This is a genomic window from Hydrogenophaga intermedia, from assembly GCF_023715105.1.
Taxonomy (GTDB): Bacteria; Pseudomonadota; Gammaproteobacteria; order Burkholderiales; family Burkholderiaceae_C; genus Hydrogenophaga; species Hydrogenophaga intermedia_A.
On the sequence record NZ_JAMBNO010000001.1, the window covers coordinates 140,574 to 157,158 of the forward strand.

The 16,585-nt window shown below is 66.7% G+C and carries 17 protein-coding genes; 12 read left to right on the forward strand and 5 right to left on the reverse strand.

Annotated features, from left to right (window positions below):
- Positions 1–36: 36 nt before the first annotated feature.
- Together M3149_RS22970 and M3149_RS00685 are read right to left on the reverse strand one after the other, a co-directional pair.
- A complete protein-coding gene (locus M3149_RS22970; protein WP_285886266.1) occupies positions 37–1,728 on the reverse strand; it encodes a PAS domain S-box protein in 1,692 nt (563 codons plus the stop codon).
- Between the two features lie 130 nt (positions 1,729–1,858).
- Positions 1,859–4,093: a hybrid sensor histidine kinase/response regulator gene (locus tag M3149_RS00685; protein ID WP_251707411.1), complete on the reverse strand. Its 2,235-nt coding sequence runs from the start codon at positions 4,091–4,093 to the stop codon at positions 1,859–1,861.
- Between the two features lie 196 nt (positions 4,094–4,289).
- Here M3149_RS00685 and M3149_RS00690 point away from each other — a divergent pair, with 196 nt between their 5' ends.
- Positions 4,290–5,378, forward strand: coding sequence for a C4-dicarboxylate TRAP transporter substrate-binding protein (locus tag M3149_RS00690; protein WP_251707412.1), 1,089 nt, complete (start codon positions 4,290–4,292; stop codon positions 5,376–5,378).
- Positions 5,379–5,390: 12 nt separating this feature from the next.
- Here M3149_RS00690 and M3149_RS00695 read toward each other — a convergent pair whose 3' ends face one another.
- On the reverse strand, positions 5,391–6,296 hold the full coding sequence (locus tag M3149_RS00695; RefSeq protein ID WP_251707413.1) for a LysR substrate-binding domain-containing protein: 906 nt from the start codon (positions 6,294–6,296) through the stop codon (positions 5,391–5,393).
- Positions 6,297–6,390: 94 nt separating this feature from the next.
- Here M3149_RS00695 and M3149_RS00700 point away from each other — a divergent pair, with 94 nt between their 5' ends.
- Genes M3149_RS00700 through M3149_RS00735 form a run of 8 tightly spaced genes read left to right on the forward strand, consistent with a single transcriptional unit; the run spans position 6,391 to position 13,084 of the window.
- Positions 6,391–7,089 carry a substrate-binding domain-containing protein gene (locus tag M3149_RS00700; protein ID WP_251707414.1) on the forward strand — a complete coding sequence of 233 codons (699 nt, stop codon included), beginning with the start codon at positions 6,391–6,393 and terminating at the stop codon, positions 7,087–7,089.
- Positions 7,090–7,126: 37 nt separating this feature from the next.
- A complete protein-coding gene (locus M3149_RS00705; RefSeq protein WP_251707415.1) occupies positions 7,127–8,161 on the forward strand; it encodes an amidohydrolase family protein in 1,035 nt (344 codons plus the stop codon).
- An 18-nt stretch (positions 8,162–8,179) separates the two neighbouring features.
- Positions 8,180–8,863: a 4-carboxy-4-hydroxy-2-oxoadipate aldolase/oxaloacetate decarboxylase gene (gene ligK / locus M3149_RS00710; RefSeq protein WP_251707416.1), complete on the forward strand. Its 684-nt coding sequence runs from the start codon at positions 8,180–8,182 to the stop codon at positions 8,861–8,863.
- Positions 8,864–8,882: 19 nt separating this feature from the next.
- On the forward strand, positions 8,883–9,815 hold the full coding sequence (locus tag M3149_RS00715; protein ID WP_251707417.1) for an amidohydrolase family protein: 933 nt from the start codon (positions 8,883–8,885) through the stop codon (positions 9,813–9,815).
- A gap of 2 nt (positions 9,816–9,817) precedes the next feature.
- The gene (gene ligA, locus M3149_RS00720) at positions 9,818–10,252 is read left to right on the forward strand and encodes a protocatechuate 4,5-dioxygenase subunit alpha (protein ID WP_251707418.1); all 435 of its coding nucleotides are present in this window, start codon (positions 9,818–9,820) and stop codon (positions 10,250–10,252) included.
- Position 10,253: 1 nt separating this feature from the next.
- Complete coding sequence (locus tag M3149_RS00725) at positions 10,254–11,108, forward strand: class III extradiol dioxygenase subunit beta (RefSeq protein WP_251707419.1); 855 nt, start codon at positions 10,254–10,256, stop codon at positions 11,106–11,108.
- Between the two features lies 1 nt (position 11,109).
- The gene (locus M3149_RS00730; RefSeq protein WP_251707420.1) at positions 11,110–12,072 is read left to right on the forward strand and encodes a Gfo/Idh/MocA family oxidoreductase; all 963 of its coding nucleotides are present in this window, start codon (positions 11,110–11,112) and stop codon (positions 12,070–12,072) included.
- A 4-nt stretch (positions 12,073–12,076) separates the two neighbouring features.
- Positions 12,077–13,084, forward strand: coding sequence for an aldo/keto reductase (locus M3149_RS00735; protein ID WP_251707421.1), 1,008 nt, complete (start codon positions 12,077–12,079; stop codon positions 13,082–13,084).
- An 18-nt stretch (positions 13,085–13,102) separates the two neighbouring features.
- Here the strand turns inward: M3149_RS00735 and M3149_RS00740 are convergent, their stop codons facing one another.
- Entirely contained in the window at positions 13,103–13,534 is a 432-nt protein-coding gene (locus M3149_RS00740) for a lysozyme inhibitor LprI family protein (protein ID WP_251707422.1), read from the reverse strand.
- A 141-nt stretch (positions 13,535–13,675) separates the two neighbouring features.
- On the opposite strand from M3149_RS00740, the gene M3149_RS00745 reads away from it, so the two are divergent.
- From M3149_RS00745 to M3149_RS00755, 3 genes are read left to right on the forward strand one after another with little or no spacing between them, the layout of a single operon-like run.
- Positions 13,676–14,140, forward strand: coding sequence for a Spy/CpxP family protein refolding chaperone (locus tag M3149_RS00745; RefSeq protein ID WP_251707423.1), 465 nt, complete (start codon positions 13,676–13,678; stop codon positions 14,138–14,140).
- Positions 14,141–14,195: 55 nt separating this feature from the next.
- Complete coding sequence (locus M3149_RS00750; RefSeq protein ID WP_251707424.1) at positions 14,196–14,882, forward strand: response regulator transcription factor; 687 nt, start codon at positions 14,196–14,198, stop codon at positions 14,880–14,882.
- Positions 14,882–16,207: a sensor histidine kinase gene (locus tag M3149_RS00755; RefSeq protein WP_251707425.1), complete on the forward strand. Its 1,326-nt coding sequence runs from the start codon at positions 14,882–14,884 to the stop codon at positions 16,205–16,207. The genes M3149_RS00750 and M3149_RS00755 overlap by 1 nt, the downstream gene beginning before the upstream one ends.
- Here the strand turns inward: M3149_RS00755 and sugE are convergent.
- Positions 16,191–16,511 carry a quaternary ammonium compound efflux SMR transporter SugE gene (gene sugE / locus M3149_RS00760; RefSeq protein WP_251707426.1) on the reverse strand — a complete coding sequence of 107 codons (321 nt, stop codon included), beginning with the start codon at positions 16,509–16,511 and terminating at the stop codon, positions 16,191–16,193. The two genes, M3149_RS00755 and sugE, sit on opposite strands and share 17 nt — an antisense overlap.
- Positions 16,512–16,585 lie beyond the last annotated feature (74 nt).

A 16,585-nucleotide genomic window follows, 5' to 3' on the forward strand; every position in this document is an offset into this window, starting at 1 on the left:
GGGCAGGCTTCGCTCTCCGGCCCGGATGCGGATTCCTCAGACGCAGGTTTGCAGGAATTGCTGCAGCGCATCGGCAGTCACCGGCTTGTGAAGCAGGGTGAAGCCGTGACGTCGCGCCTGCTCCATGCGTTCGGCGGAGACATCGCCCGTGACCATGCAAACGGGCAGGGGGCGTGGCCGGCGCAGGCGCAATCGCTGCAGCAACGCCAGCCCGTCCATCGATGGGTCGAGCATGTAGTCGCAGATGACGGCGTCGATGCGCTCTGGCTCGGCCTCGCACAGGCGAATCGCCTCGGCCGCGCTGGTGGCGCTCAGCGTGTGGTGTCCCCAGGATCCCAGCAGCCGGGACATGGCTTGAAGCACATGGTCGTCGTCGTCGACGAGCAGGACGTTGCATCGCACCGCATGCCCGGTCTGCACGACTTTCTCGCTTGCCGTGACGCCGTACTCGGCAACGAGTTCGTCCAGCACGGGTTGCAGTGGGGTGGGAACCCCGTGTGTTGGTGCCTGATGGGCGCCGTGCCGGGGGGCGCCAAGCAGCCTTTCCAGCAGCACCACCAGGCTGTCCAGAGAGGCACGCATGTGCTGAACGATCGAGCGCAACGACGTCGTGTCCGGTTTGCGTGGAGAGCGGCAAAGCGTCTCTATCGTTGTCAGGAACAAGCCCAGCGAATGAATGGGTTGGCGCAAGTCGTGGCTGGCCGACGCCAGGAGAACCGATTTGTCGCGGTCTGCGGCTTCGGCGCGGGTGGTCTGCTGGCGCAGATCACCGATGAGCCTGTCGATGCGTCGCTGTGCCTGGTGGCGATAGCTCATGTCCTGCATCACCTCGGCATGGCAGATCTCATCGTCATCCATGAACGCGACAGACTGGATCTGCAAGGGAGGCTTGCCGCCCGCAGCCGGCGTGAGACACAGATGCAAGTCTTCGGGGACGGCATCGCCAGACTCGGGCCCGGTGCCTGGAACGCCCATCATCTGCAGCACCCTGGCCAATGGTTGGCCCACCATGTGCTCGCGCGTCAGGCCCGCCTGGCGACAGGCAACCGGGTTGGCATCGACAATCACGCCCCTTTCATGAAGCAGAATGCCCTCGATACCCGCCTCGAACAAGGCGTCCAGGCGTTCCAGCGTCTGGCGCAGTGCCACCATACCGCGATGCCTGAGGGTGACGTCCCGGGTGAGCGTGGCCATCTTTGAGAGCCGCCCCTGGGCGTCCTTGATCGGCCAGAGCAGGATGCCCATGACGCGATCCTCGCCGTTGCTGTCGTGCAGCATGCGCTCGTAGCGCACCGGCTCCCGCGTTCGAAAGAGTTCCTGCCTGGGGGCGGCGGTCAACGCGTAGTTGTCCTCCCCCATCACCAAACGCACCTGTCGACCCTGTGCGTCGTCTGGCGTCACACCAAAGAAGCTGGCGTAGGCGGCATTGACGAAGAGCATGTTCTCTTCGTGATCGATCATCGAGATCGGCTCCTGCAGCTGATCCAGGGTGTGTCGCAGCCGTTCGAGCGTCAGCGACCGTCGCGCGTGTGCCGACTCGAGCGATGAGAGGTCGACGAAGGTGCAAATCCAGTCACTGCCACTCGCCGCGGGTGAGAAGTCGGCGTGAAGCAGCAGATCTGTTCCGGGCATACCCGGGCGCGCAAAGCGCAGCCGTCCCTGAAAAGCTTGTCCTTGGGCCAGGCATTCGGGGGCAGACGCTGCCCACCGACGTCGAAAGCGGCGCAAAACCTGCCCTCTTGCAGATCGGCTTGATGGAGCAAGGCCCTCAGCGAAGCGTTGGCGCCCAACTGCCAGGGCGATGTCCTCAGCCAGGCAGCCGGTACATCGCAGGCGTCAATGTCCTCGACAGACAAGGTCATGGCAGCCCCTGTTCGAGAACCCATTGAAGGGCATCGTGCCGCACAGGCTTGTGCAGCACCGACAGACCTCTTTCCTGCAGCTCACGCGCCACCGGCGCGGAGGTGTCGGCTGTGAAGATGTACACCGGCACCGGCCGCAGGATGCAGGCCCGGATGGCGTCGATGAACTCCGTGGCGTTGATGTCTTGTCCCAGGTGGTAGTCCGACAGAACGAGATCGATCTCTGCCGATTGGCTGATGGCCAGCACGATGGCCTCGTCGGCGCTGGCGGCACACCACACCTCGTGCCCCCAGGCCTGCAGCAGTTCCTGCATGGCCAGCAGAACGGTCGGGTCGTCGTCGATGACGAGCACGTGGCGCCGGGTGAACCCGGCGTGCATGTTGCCCGGTGTGAGCGTTTTTGCCACGGTTGTCTCTGAAGGCTGCGCCGAATCGCAGCGCGGCAACGTGATCGAGAGCATGGAACCGCGCCCCAGGGTGGATCGCACCTTCAGCGCGGCGCCAAGTAGCCTGGCGGAGCGCTTCACGATGGACAAGCCCAGCCCGAGACCCCGGAGTCCGCCGGCGGAATCGGCCGCGGGCTGCAACTGGTAGAACTCGTTGAAGATGGCGTCGAATTGGTCGGAAGGAATGCCGATGCCGGAATCCCACACCTGAATTTCGACCGAATCACCCCGTGTGCGCGCGCCGACCAGCACGCGCCCTTGGCGCGTGTAGCGGATGGCGTTGGAGACCAGGTTGTCCAGAATCCGGCGCAAGATGACCGCGTCGGTGCGAACCCAGCGGCTGGTTTGCACCACGTCCAGGCGAAGGCCTTTGGCAATTGCCGATTCGGCAAAGTCGGCTTCGATGTCGCCGAACAGGGCACCCAGGGACAGGGGCGATGGATGTACCGCCACCGCGTTGGCGTCGAGCCGTGAGATGTCGAGCAGCGAGTTGAGGAGTCGGCTCAACGTGTCCAGCGACGATCGCATGCGATTCGTCACCTCCTCCAGCGTGGACGTTTGCAAACGAGGCGACTGGACGAGCGCCTCCATGCTGGACAGAAACAGACCGATGACATGAACCGGCTGGCGCAGGTCATGGCCGGCCGCTGACAGGAACAAGGACTTCGCGCGGTCGGCCGATTCGGCCCTCTCCATCTGGCTGCGCAAGTCGGTGATCAGCTTCTGGATGCGCGCTTGCGTGTCCTTGCGATCACGCACGTCGCGCAGGATCGCCATCTGCATCTGTCTGCCTTGACGTTGCACGGAGCGTCCGATGAGTTCCACCGCAACGCGTGCGCCCGCGCTGTCGACAAGGTCGCACTCAAAGGCGTCGTGTGAAGCCCGTCCCTCGCGTTCACGGTAAGCCTGCCGGCTCTCCGGGGCAATCAGGTCTGCAAACCGTCGCTGGCGAAGCGCATCGGCCGTGGTGGCCAGCAAGCGGCAGGCGGAAGGATTGGCATCTACGACCTGATGGCCTTCGTGCACCACGATGCCGTCGCTGCTGGCTGTGACAAAGCGTCGAAGCCGGGTCTCGGATAGCCGCAGTTCGCTCATCGTTTCGTGATATGCCGTGGTTTCCAGCGCATCGATCAAATGGCCGCTGGCATTGCCAGCGTCGTCGAACAGGCTGCGCAGATGGCCCTCGAGCACGCGCGCCTTGCCCTCGGTGTCGGTGACGTGCCAGGCGAAGGGAACCGCCTGCCCTTGTGCGCACTGCGGCAACAACCCCTGCAGGTTGGCGTAGATCCTCGGTCCGAACAGCGTCAACGCATCGCGGCCCACGGCGCCGGCTGTCTGCGACGTGACCAGATGGAGCAGGGCGCCACTGGCGAAGGCGCAGCGAAGCCACGGCCCTGTATCGAGCTGGATGATCAACAGCGGAAGACCGTCGACCATCTCTTGCAGCATGCTCAAGCGATGATCGGTAGCGCTCTGGGTACGGTGCAGATCGCTGGTGTCCGCCATCTGGCAGACATGCAGGCGGCGGGCCGCTTGCCAATGCCCGGCACAGTGCAGGTGGACGGCGTTTTCTCGCCCGTTGCCCTGAAGCTCGAGGGCCAGTGCAAAGGACTCTGGCCGCCCCAGCGCACGGCGCAGCGCCTCGCGCGAGGCCGGTTCGAGGATGGACAGATCGGACCACCGTCCGCGCCCTCGGGCCTGCAGTTCGGCGGCGCGCGCGCTGATGCCAGTCACCTCGCACGCATGGGTGATGTCGAGGCGAATGCCCGGCCAGGAGACTTCCATGGGGGAGGCGTGCGCGTCCATCGGGTCCGTCGGAATGTCGAGCGGATTCTCGGGGCTGGTGGGAATTCTGGGAAGCTGTGGGCGAACCGCGACGGCGCCTGCCCTGCGTTCCCTTGGGCGCAACAGGCCGTCTGGTGATTTAATGGACCCACTGGGGCGGTACTTGCGATCAACGTGTTGTTCTTCAGGGGAGAACATGAACAAGCGTGACTTGCTGCGGTGGGCGGTGTCGACGGCCGGGGTGTGTGCGGCGCCCGTGTTGGCCACCCCGGGGAAGGCGTATCGGCTCACGGTTGCTGCGGTGCACCCAACCACCACCCCGTGGGTCAAATTGATTGCGGAGCAGTTCGTGCCCGAGGTGCGTGAGCGTGTGGCCTCGCTCGGGCCTGGCTGGTCGGTGGAATGGAGCGAGTTCTACGGCGGCCAGCTCTACAAGATGAATGCCTCCCTCACCAGCGTGGCCGATGGCATTGCCGATATCGGCTGGGTGCTGGCGGCCTCCGAGGCGTCGCGACTGCCCCTCGCGCAGTTCAGCGCCGCCATGCCATTTGCCTGCACCGATCTGCGCGTGGTGCTCGACACCATCAACGAACTCAATGCCACCATTCCCGATCTGGCCGCGGAATGGGAGCGCAACGGACTGGTGTTTCTGGGCGCGAACGCCACCGACAGCTACCACCTGTTCACCAAACAGCCCGCGAGTGGATACGCCGATCTGCGAGGACGACGCATCAGCGCACCCGGTGCATTGGCACTGTGGCTGCAGGGCTCCAACGCCGTGGCGGTGGACGGCGCGCTCAGCACGTATTACACGGATATCCAGACGGGCGTCAGCGATGGCGCGCTCACGATTGCCTCAGGTGCATTGCCGTTGCGCATCCATGAGGTGGCGCCGCATGTGTCGTTGGTGGATCTGGGGTGCTTCTTTGGCGGCGGTCTCGCGATGAACAAGAAACGCTTCGACGCCATGCCCAAGGAAGTGCAGCACATCCTGCGCGAGGCCGGGCAGCGGTACTCCGTCGAAGTCGGCAAGCTGGTGGCGCAACGCTACGAAGACAGTCTGCAGGCGCTGCAGGCGCCACGTTCGGGCGGCGCTCCTGTCACGGTGCGTCGCTGGAGCGATGCCGAGCGTGTGCAATGGGCGCGCAACCTGCCCCGTCTGGCCACCGATTGGGTGGGGCTGCAGCGCTCGCCAGCCGCGGCGCGGAACATCGTGCGCGCTTACATGAACGGCTTGCGCCGGCGCGGGGCAAAGCCGCTGCGCGATTGGGACCGGGAGCTGTAGTCCGCAGCGACCTCACCGCGGCGCAACGGCTTTCAACGTCTCGCGAATCAGATCGATCGTGGATTGCTGCGTCAGCGTGGCGGGACGCTGGGCGCTCGTGGCCAGACTCAGGCGGGTGCGCATCGGGGGATCGATGCCGCGCAGGCGGTAGGCCGATGGTCGGATGGAGCTGGCCACCGCGTTGTCCGACAGCAGGGCTGCGCCGGCGCCATCGGCGACGAGATCGAGGATGGCGGAGACGCCATCGATCTCCAGCGCCACGTTCGGGCGATAGCCGAGCGCTGCCAGCTCCCGCTCCACCTGCATGCGTACCGCGTTGGGTCGGCTCGGGATGATCAGCGGCACCTCGGCCAGCTCGCGCAGGGGCATGGGCGGGGGCGGGGGCTCCTCGCTCAAGCCGGGCGGGCGCTGCAGCACGAGCCAGAGCTCCTCCTCCCGCAAGGGCTGGATCTCGATCTCGGGCAGCGGCTGGGCGTTGTACAGCACCGCAATGTCCAGTCGCCCGGTGAGCAGCCATTCCTGCATGGTGACCGACAGCCCTTCGCTGATCGACAGGCTGGCTTGCGGCAGCTTCTGACGAAAAGCCCGCGTGAGCGGCACCGCCAGCACGCGCGCCAGGCTGGGCGGCAGGCCGATGGCGACCCGCCCCGCGAGGGCGCCGCGCACGCGACCCAGCTCCTCCTTGGCGCGCTCCACCTGGTGCAGGATGCCGCGGCCGTGCGCCAGCAGCAGCTTGCCTGCTTCCGTGGGTGTGGCGCCGCGGCCGTTGCGCACCAGCAGGGTCTGGCGCAGCTCAACCTCGAGCAGGCGCACCTGGCGCGAGAGGGCTGGCTGGGCGACATCCAGCGCGATGGCCGCGCGCGTGAAGCTGCCGAGCTCGGCCACGCGCACGAAGTATTCGAGTTGCTTCAAGTCCATGGGTATCCGATCGCTAGGTATCGGATTTTGTTCTAGCTGCTAGCCTGTCGTGTGGGTTTTCGCACAACGGCAGGCTGGCCACAATGGTCCCTCCATGAGCGACACCCCGAACCGCACCGTGCGCGGCATTTCCTCCATGGCCACCCGGCAGGTGCTGGCCGATCTCACGTCCGCCCACACCGCGCGCACCGGGCAGGTCGTGGTCATCGAGTCGGTGGGCGGGGTGGACGCGGCGAAACGGGTGCAGGCCGGCGAAGCGTTCGACCTGGTGATCCTGGCCAGCGACGCGATCGACAAGCTCATCGCGGGCGGTCACCTGAAGCCCGGACGCATCGACCTCGTGAGAAGCGGCGTGGCCGCCTGCGTGCGCGCCGGTGCTCCGGTGCCCGACCTCTCCAGTGAGGCTGCGGTGAAGGCCGCGGTGCTGGCGGCCGACAAAATCAGCTACTCCACCGGCCCGAGCGGTGTGGCGCTGCACAAGCTGTTCGAGCGCTGGGGCATCGCCGATGCGGTGGCCGGCAAGACGGTGCAGGCGCCGCCCGGCGTGCCGGTGGCCTCGCTGGTGGCCCGGGGTGAGGTCGCCCTCGGCTTCCAGCAACTCAGTGAACTGCTGCACGTCGAGGGCATCACCATCGCCGGGCCGCTGCCCGAGCCGATCCAGATCACCACGGTGTTCAGCGCCGGCGTGGCGGTGAACACACCGCACGCCGACGCCGTGCACGCACTGCTGACCTTCATGACCTCGCGCGAAGCCGATGCAGCCAAGCAGCGCCAGGGCATGGCGGCGGCCTGACATCTTTTTGCAGACACAACGGATCCGAGGAGACAACATGTCATTGGTCATCGATTGCCACGGCCACTACACCACGGCCCCCAAGGCACTGGAGAACTGGCGCAACGCGCAGATCGCGGGTATCAAGGACCCGTCGGTCATGCCGAAGGCGGCCGATCTCAAGATCAGCGACGACGAGCTGCGCGAGTCGATCGAAACCAACCAGCTCAAGCTGATGAAGGAGCGCGGCAGTGACATCACGCTGTTCAGCCCGCGCGCGAGCTTCATGGCCCACCACATCGGCGACTTCGCCGTCTCCAGCACCTGGGCCGCCATCTGTAACGAGCTTTGCTACCGTGTGTCGACGCTGTTCCCGAATCACTTCGTGCCCGTGGCCATGCTGCCGCAATCGCCCGGTGTGGACCCGGCCACCTGCATCCCCGAGCTGGAGAAATGCGTCAAGGAATACGGCGCGGTCGGCATCAACCTCAACCCCGACCCCTCGGGGGGGCACTGGACCAGCCCGCCGCTGACCGACCGCCACTGGTACCCCATCTACGAAAAGATGGTCGAGTACGACCTGCCGGCCATGATCCACGTGAGCACGAGCTGCAACGCGTGTTTCCACACCACCGGTGCGCACTACCTCAACGCCGACACCACGGCCTTCATGCAACTGATCCAGGGTGATCTGTTCAAGGATTTCCCGACGCTGAAGTTCCTGATTCCGCACGGCGGCGGCGCGGTGCCCTACCACTGGGGCCGCTTCCGTGGCCTGGCGCAGGAGATGAAGAAGCCGCTGCTCTCCGAGCACCTGCTGAACAACGTCTTCTTTGACACCTGTGTCTACCACCAGCCGGGCATCGACTTGCTCAACACCGTGATCCCGGTGAAGAACGTGCTGTTCGCCAGCGAAATGATCGGTGCGGTGCGCGGCATCGACCCGGACAGCGGCCACTACTACGACGACACCAAGCGCTACATCGAAGCGTCAAGAATCCTGAGCGCCGACGACAAGCACGCCATCTACGAGGGCAACGTGCGCCGCGTGTTCTCGCGCCTCGATGCACGCCTCAAGGCCAAGGGCCTTTGAATCACAAGGAGACAAGACATGTACGAACTGGGCGTCGTCTACCGCAACATCCAGCGCACCGACCGCGCAACCGCCGACGCGCTCGCCGCGCTCGGCTCGGCCACGGTGCACGAAGCCATGGGCCGTGTCGGCCTGCTCAAGCCCTACATGCGCCCCATCTTCAGCGGCGCGCAGGTCAGCGGCACGGCCGTCACCGTGTTGCTGCACCCGGGTGACAACTGGATGATGCACGTGGTGGCCGAGCAGATCCAGCCCGGTGACATCGTGGTGGCTGCCATCACTGCCGAATGCACCGACGGCTACTTCGGTGATTTGCTGGCCACCAGCTTCCAGGCCCGCGGCGCGCGTGCGCTGGTCATCGACGCCGGCGTGCGCGACGTCAAGACCCTGAAGGAAATGAACTTCCCGGTCTGGAGCAAGGCCATCAGCAGCAAGGGCACCATCAAGGCCACGCTCGGGTCGGTGAACATCCCCGTGGTGTGCGCGGGCATGTGGGTCACGCCCGGCGACGTGATCGTGGCCGACGACGATGGCGTGGTGTGCGTGCCGCGGGCCAAAGCCGCCGCCACGCTGGAGGCCGCGCGCAAGCGCGAGGCCAACGAAGGCGAGAAGCGAGACAAGCTCGCCAGCGGCGTGCTCGGCCTGGACATGTACAAGATGCGCGAGCCCCTGGCCGCGGCCGGCCTCAAGTACATCGACTGACATCGACTGAGACCACACGATGAGCAAACCCACCACCGGCGACTTCGCCAAGACCGCAGGCTGGCTCGACTGGTACGAGGGCCCCAGCAAGCCGCGCTTCGCACTGCCCCCTGGCAGCGTGGACGCGCATTGCCACGTGTTCGGCCCCGGCGCCGAGTTTCCGTATGCGCCCGAGCGCAAGTACACGCCTTGCGACGCCAGCAAGCAGCAACTGTTTGCGCTGCGCGATCACCTGGGCTTTGCGCGCAACGTGATCGTGCAGGCCACCTGCCACGGCGCCGACAACCGCGCCCTGGTGGACGCCTGCCTTGCTTCCAATGGCAAGGCACGCGGCGTGGCCACCGTCAAGCGCAGCGTGACCGACAACGAACTGCAGGCCCTGCACGCCGCCGGTGTGCGCGGTGTGCGCTTCAACTTCGTCAAGCGCCTGGTGGACTTCACGCCCAAGGACGAGCTGATGGAGATCGCCGGGCGCATCAAGGCGCTGGGCTGGCACGTGGTGATCTACTTCGAGGCGGTGGACCTGCCCGAGCTGTGGGATTTCTTCACTGCGCTGCCCACCACCGTGGTGGTGGACCACATGGGGCGCCCTGACGTGAGCAAGCCGGTGGACGGGCCCGAGTTCGCGCTGTTCCTGAAGTTCATGCGCGATCATGAGAACGTGTGGAGCAAGGTGAGCTGCCCCGAGCGCCTGTCGGTTGCCGGCCCCAAAGCACTGAACGGTGAGCAGGCCGCCTATCGCGATGTCGTGCCCTTCGCACGAAAGGTCGTCGAAACCTTCCCCGACCGTGTGCTCTGGGGCACCGATTGGCCGCACCCCAATCTGAAGGACCACATGCCCGACGATGGGTTGCTGGTCGATTTCATCCCGCACATCGCACCCACGGCCGAGTTGCAGAAGAAGCTGCTCGTGACCAACCCCATGCGCCTGTACTGGCCGGAGGAACACTGACCATGGCACTCGACAAACCGTACAAGGACGTGCCCGGCACCACCATCTTCGATGCCGAGCAAAGCCGAAAGGGCTACTGGCTCAACCAGTTCTGCATGAGCCTCATGAAGGCCGAGAACCGCGAACGCTTCAAGAAGGACGAGCGCGCTTACCTCGACGAATGGGCCATGACCGAAGAACAGAAGCAGGCCGTGCTGGCGCGCGACCTCAACCGCTGCATTGCGCTGGGCGGCAACATCTACTTCCTGGCCAAGATCGGGGCCACGGACGGCAAGAGCTTCCAGCAAATGGCGGGCTCCATGACCGGCATGACCGAAGAGGAGTACCGCAACATGATGATCGGCGGTGGTCGCTCCGTCGAGGGCAACCGCTACATCGGCGAAGACGGCGACGCGCAGGCGCATCGGCAACCGCAAGGCAAGCAAGGAAAGCACTGACATGGCCCGTATCACCGCATCCGTCTACACCTCGCATGTTCCCGCCATCGGCGCGGCGCTTGACCTCGGCAAGACCACCGAGCCGTACTGGCAGCCGGTCTTCAAGGGCTACGAGTTCTCCAAGCAGTGGATGAAGGATCACAAGCCCGACGTGATCTTCCTCGTCTACAACGACCACGCGACCGCCTTCAGCCTCGACTTCATTCCCACCTTTGCCATCGGCACGGCGGCCGAGTTCCAGCCCGCCGACGAGGGCTGGGGCCCGCGCCCGGTGCCGGTGGTCAAGGGCCACCCGGAACTGGCCTCGCACATTGCGCAGAGCGTGATCCAGCAGGATTTCGACCTCACCATCGTCAACAAGATGGACGTGGACCACGGCCTCACGGTGCCGCTGTCGCTGATGTGCGGCCAGCCCAAGGAATGGCCCTGCCCGGTGATTCCCTTTGCGGTGAACGTGGTGCAGTACCCCGTGCCCAGCGGCCGGCGCTGCTTCAACCTGGGCCAGGCCATCCGCAAGGCGGTGGAGAGCTACGACGAAGACCTCAACGTGCACATCTGGGGCACGGGCGGCATGAGCCACCAACTGCAGGGCCCGCGCGCCGGCCTCATCAACAAGGATTTCGACAACCGCTTCCTCGACCTGCTGGAGACGAACCCCGAGGCGGCCGCCGCGATCCCGCACATCGACTACGTGCGCGAGGCTGGCAGCGAAGGCATCGAACTCGTGATGTGGCTGATCGCCCGTGGCGCCATGGCCGACGTGGCCGGCGGCCCGCGCCCGAAAGTGGCGCACCGCTTCTTCCACGTGCCCGCCAGCAATACGGCGGTGGGCCATCTGATTCTGGAGAACAACTGACATGAGCAAGAACATCAAGGTCGCACTCGCCGGTGCCGGCGCCTTCGGCGTCAAGCACCTGGACGGCATCAAGAACATCGACGGCGTCGAGGTCATCTCGCTGATCGGCCGTGAGTTCGACAAGACGAAAGAGGTCGCCGCCAAGTACGGCATCGGCCACGTCACCACCGAGCTGTCCGAGTCGCTCGCCATTGCAGAGCTGGATGCGGTGATCCTGTGCACGCCCACGCAGATGCACGCCGAGCAGAGCATCGCCTGCCTGAAAGCAGGCAAGCACGTGCAGGTGGAAATTCCGCTGGCCGACAGCCTGGCCGGCGCGCAGGCCGTGGTGGACCTGCAGAAGCAGACCGGTCTGGTGGCCATGTGCGGCCACACCCGCCGCTTCAACCCGAGCCACCAGTACGTGCACAAGAAGATCCAGGCCGGTGAATTCAACATCCAGCAGATGGATGTGCAGACCTACTTCTTCCGCCGCACCAACACCAACGCGCTGGGCCAGCCGCGCAGCTGGACGGATCATCTGCTGTGGCACCACGCCGCGCACACGGTGGACCTGTTCGCCTACCAGTGCAACAGCCCGATCGTTCATGCCAACGCCATCCAGGGTCCGATCCACCCGGTGCTGGGCATCGCCATGGACATGAGCATCCAGCTCAAGGCCGCCAACGGCGCCATCTGCACGCTCTCGCTCTCGTTCAACAACGACGGCCCGCTGGGCACCTTCTTCCGCTACATCGGCGACACCGCCACCTACATCGCGCGCTACGACGACCTCTTCAACGGCAAGGAAGAGAAGATAGACGTGAGCAAGGTGGACGTCAGCATGAACGGCATCGAGCTGCAGGACCGCGAGTTCTTCGCCGCCATACGCGAAGGCCGCGAGCCCAACGCCAGCGTGGCGCGCGTGTTCGACTGCTATCGCGTGCTGCACGACCTCGAACTGAAACTGAACGCACAGGGCTGATCGCATGCAGCAGCGCGCACTCGGCCCCTTCACCGTCTCGGCCATCGGCCTGGGCTGCATGAACATCTGCCACGCCTACGGGCCGCCCGTGCCCGAGGCGCAGGCCGAGCGGCTGCTGCTCGCCGCGCTGGACGCCGGCGTGACGCACTTCGACACCGCCGCGCTCTACGGCTTCGGTGCCAGCGAGACCATCGTGGGCAAGGTGCTCTCGAAACACCGCAGCCGCTTCACGCTGGCCAGCAAGTGCGGCATGCAGGGTGTGGACGTGAAAGGCGACGGCCAGCTCGTGCGCGTGATCGACGGCCGCCCGGCCACCTTGCGCGCCACCTGCGAGGCCGCGCTGCAGCGGTTGCGCACCGACGTCATCGACCTGTACTACCTGCACCGCTGGGACAAGCAGGTGCCGATCGAAGAAAGCGTGGGCGCGCTTGGCGATCTGGTGCGCGCCGGCAAGATCCGTGCGGTTGGCCTGTCCGAGGTGTCGGCCGCCACCTTGCGCCGTGCGCACGCCGAGCATCCCATCGCCGCGGTGCAGACCGAGTATTCGCTGTGGACGCGAAACCCCGAGATCGCTGTGCTCGACGCCTGCCGCGAGATCGGTGCGGCCTTCGTGGCCTTTAGCCCGGTGGGACGCGGTTACCTGGCCGCCGAGGTGGATCCGGCCGCACTCGATGCCAAGGACATCCGCCGCACCATGCCGCGTTTTGCGCCCGAGCACATGGCCGCCAACCGCCGCTGGCTCGTCCCTTACCGCGCCATGGCCGCCGAGCTGGGCTGCACGCCGGCGCAACTGGCCATCGCCTGGCTGCTGCACAAGGCGCCGCACATCCTGCCCATCCCGGGCACGGCCAATGTGGACCACCTGCTCGAAGACCTGGGCGCCGATGGCGTGGTGCTGAGCGCCGATGCCATGCAGCGCCTGCAAGCGCTGGTGAACGAAAACACCGTGAGCGGCAACCGCTACAACGAGCAGGCCAACCGCGAGGTTGACACCGAGGTCTTCGCGGGCTGACGTTAGCGGCGCGCGCGCTCAACGCGCGCGCGGGCGCACGCAGCTCACATCGCCTTCCGGGCAACTCATGTGCCGGCGCAACTCTGCCGTGCGTTCGCGCGTGAGTCGGGCCTGGCACAACTGCCGCACCATGGGCTCTGCGCTGCCGCCGCGCACGCCGCTGGCCTCGAAGTCGCACGCCGCGGTGCGGTAGGCCAGCCACGCGGTCTGCGCGTTGCGCAGCAGCGTGCGCTGCGCGCTGTCAAGCACGGCCGACAGATCGCGGAACGTGGCCGCATACCCCGCTTGTGCCACCTCGAAGTCGCGGTATGCACACGCATTGAGCTGTCGCTGCGTCTCGGCCTTGTTGCAATCGGCCGGCAGGCCGTCCGATGGGGGCGTTGTGGGCCCGGTGGCATGGGCACCGGGTGCGAGGAGCACCAGGCAGAGCAGGGCGGTGAAGCGGTGCATGGCTGTCCTCCGGCGGGCTTGGGGTGGCCGCATTCTGCGCCGAAACAAATCGACAAGAAGCGATACCGCGACGAGACCCGGTATCGGGGCGGGCCACGCACCATCACGGCCATGTTCAACACCGTCCCGAAAGGACCCGTCATGAAAACCTGGATCAAGCGCACCCTCATCGGCCTCACCAGCGTCACCGTGCTGGCTGGTGGTCTCGCCGCCTGCGGGCACCGCGCCCACCAAGGCCCGGCCTCGCCCGAGAAGGTGGCCGAGTGGCGCGGCAAGGCGGTCGATCGCGTGAGCAGCAAGCTCGACCTGAACGCCGAACAGCGCCAGAAGTTCGAGGTGTTGGCCGACCGGCTGATTGCCCAGCGCGCCGCCATGATCGGCAAGGACGGCCACCCGCGCGAGGCCATGCGCGCCTTGGTGGCGGGCGAGAAGTTCGACCGCGCCCGCGCGCTGAACCTGCTCGACGAGAAGACACGCGTGCTGCAGATGGCCACACCGGACGTCATCAACGCCCTGGCCGACTTCTACGACAGCCTCAACCCCACGCAGCAAGCCGAGGTGCGCGAGTTCTTCGACAAACGCCGTGGCGGCTGGGGGCGTGGCTGAGGTGCAGGCCCGAGGGCTTGGCTGAGCGCCGCCGGCACGGTGTGAGAATGCGCGCATGCCCCGCATCCTGCTGATCGACGACGACGCGCAGCTCGGCCCGCCGCTGGCGAGCTACTTCCAGCGCTTCGACCTCGCGCTGGTCCAGGCGCTCAAGCCCAGCGAGGGCCTGGGGCTGCTGCGTCGCGGCGGCTTCGATGCCGCCATCCTGGACGTGATGCTGCCCGAGATGGACGGCTTCGAGCTGTGCCGCACCATCCGCAAGGAAAGCGACCTGCCGATCGTGATGCTCACCGCGCGCGGTGACGTGATGGACCGCGTGGTCGGCCTCGAGCTGGGCGCTGACGACTACCTGCCCAAGCCCTTCGAGCCGCGCGAGCTGGTGGCGCGGGTGCAGACCGTGCTGCGGCGTCGGGTGGCCACGCCCGCGCCCGACCCGGGGGTGCTGGTGTTCGAAGGCTTGAGCATCGACCCGGCACGGCGCGAGGTGCGTCGCCAGGGCGAGGTGGTGGAGCTCACCGGCACCGAGTTCGAGCTGCTGCACCTGCTGGCGCGCGAAGCGGGCCGCGTGCTCAGCCGCGACGACATCCTCAACCACCTGCGCGGGCACGAGGCCGAGTTGCTCACGCGCGCGGTGGACATTGTGGTCAGCCGCCTGCGCAGAAAGCTCGAGCCGCTGGACTGCATCAAGACGCTGCGCAACGCGGGCTACTCGCTCGCGCTGCGGCGCGCCTCCAAACCGTGATGGGCACGCTGCGCCGCTGGCGCCATTCCATCAAGCTGCGCCTGCTCGGCGTGTTCCTGCTGCTCGCCTTCCTGGTGGCGTTCATCTTCATCGGCGGCGCACAGAAGGCCTTCACCCTCGGCTGGCGCGAGGCCGGACGCCCGCTCTTGATGGACTACGTGAGCCGCCTGGCGAACGACGTGGCGCCGCAGGGCCGGCCGGACCTGGCGCAGGCACAGGCGCTGGTGCAGCGCCTGCCCATCGTCACCATCGACATCAGTGGCCCCGAGGTGCAGTGGCGATCGCACCCCCAACTGCCGCGGCACCGCTGGCGCCCTGACCCGGCCAGCCGAGACTGGAGTGACGACGAGGTCTGGCGCGAGGTGGTGCAACGCCGCACCGCCGACGGCCACCTCATCGAGTTCGGCCTCAACGAGGAAGCCATCGAACGCCGGCCACGGCTGTTCCTGTTTGCGCTGGCTGCCCTGTTCATCGTCACCACGCTGGCCTTCTGGTACGTGCGCCGCCTGCTGCGCCCGCTGGACGCCATCCGCGCGGGTGCGGTGCGCTTCGGCGCGGGCGATTTCTCGCAACCCATCGAGGTACCGGCGCGGCGCGCGCGCGACGAACTCGGTGAGCTTGCCACCACCGTCAACACCATGGGCCGCGACATCGAGCAGATGCTGCAGGCCCAGCGCGCGCTGCTGCTGGCCATCAGCCACGAGCTGCGCAGCCCGCTCACGCGCGCCCGTCTCAACACCGAGCTGCTGCCCGAATCGCCCGAGGTGAACCCACAGCGCGAGGCGCTGTTGCGCGACCTCGGCGAGATGGCGCGCCTCATCAGCGACCTGCTGGAAAGCGAGCGCCTGGCCGGCCGCCACGCGGCGCTGAACCGCGAGCCCACCGACCCCGCCACCCTCGCGCGCGAGGCGATCGACGAACTCGCGCAAGCGCGGCCCGAGGCGCGCCGCATCGCGCTGCACATCGACGACAGCCTGCCGACGGCGCAGCTTGACCGCGTGCGAATGCGCCTGCTGCTGCGCAACCTGCTCGACAACGCCCTGCGCCACGGCGCCGACGCGCCACAGTCGCCCGAACTGCATGTGCAGCGCGGCGCTGGTGCACTGCATTTCGTGGTGCGCGACCACGGCCCCGGCGTACCCGAAGACCGCATCGCACAACTCGGCCAACCCTTCTACCGCCCCGACAGCGCCCGCACCCGCGACGCCGGCGGCGTGGGTCTGGGCCTGTACCTGTGCCGCCTGGTGGCCCAAGCCCACGGCGGCCGCTGCGACATCCGCAACGCCCACCCGGGGCTGGAGGTCAGCGTCACGCTGCCGACGTGAGCTTCAGGCCGACGATGCCGGCCACGATCAGTGCCACGCAACCCAGCCGCGCTGCGGTGGCCGGCTCGGCGAACAGCACGATGCCCAGGATCACGGTGCCCACGGCGCCGATGCCTGTCCACACCGCGTAGGCCGTGCCCACCGGCAGCGTGCGCATGGCCAGGCCCAGCAGCACCACGCTGGCCACCATCGCGGCGCCTGTGCCCACCGACGGCCACAGCCGCGTGAAGCCCTCGGTGTACTTCAGGCCGATGGCCCAGACGACTTCCAGCAACCCGGCAATCAACAGCAACAACCAGCTCATGTGTTTCTCCAGTGAGGCGATGCCCGCATTGGAGCCGATGCCGCGTGGCGTGGCCGAGTGTCGCGTGGCAACCA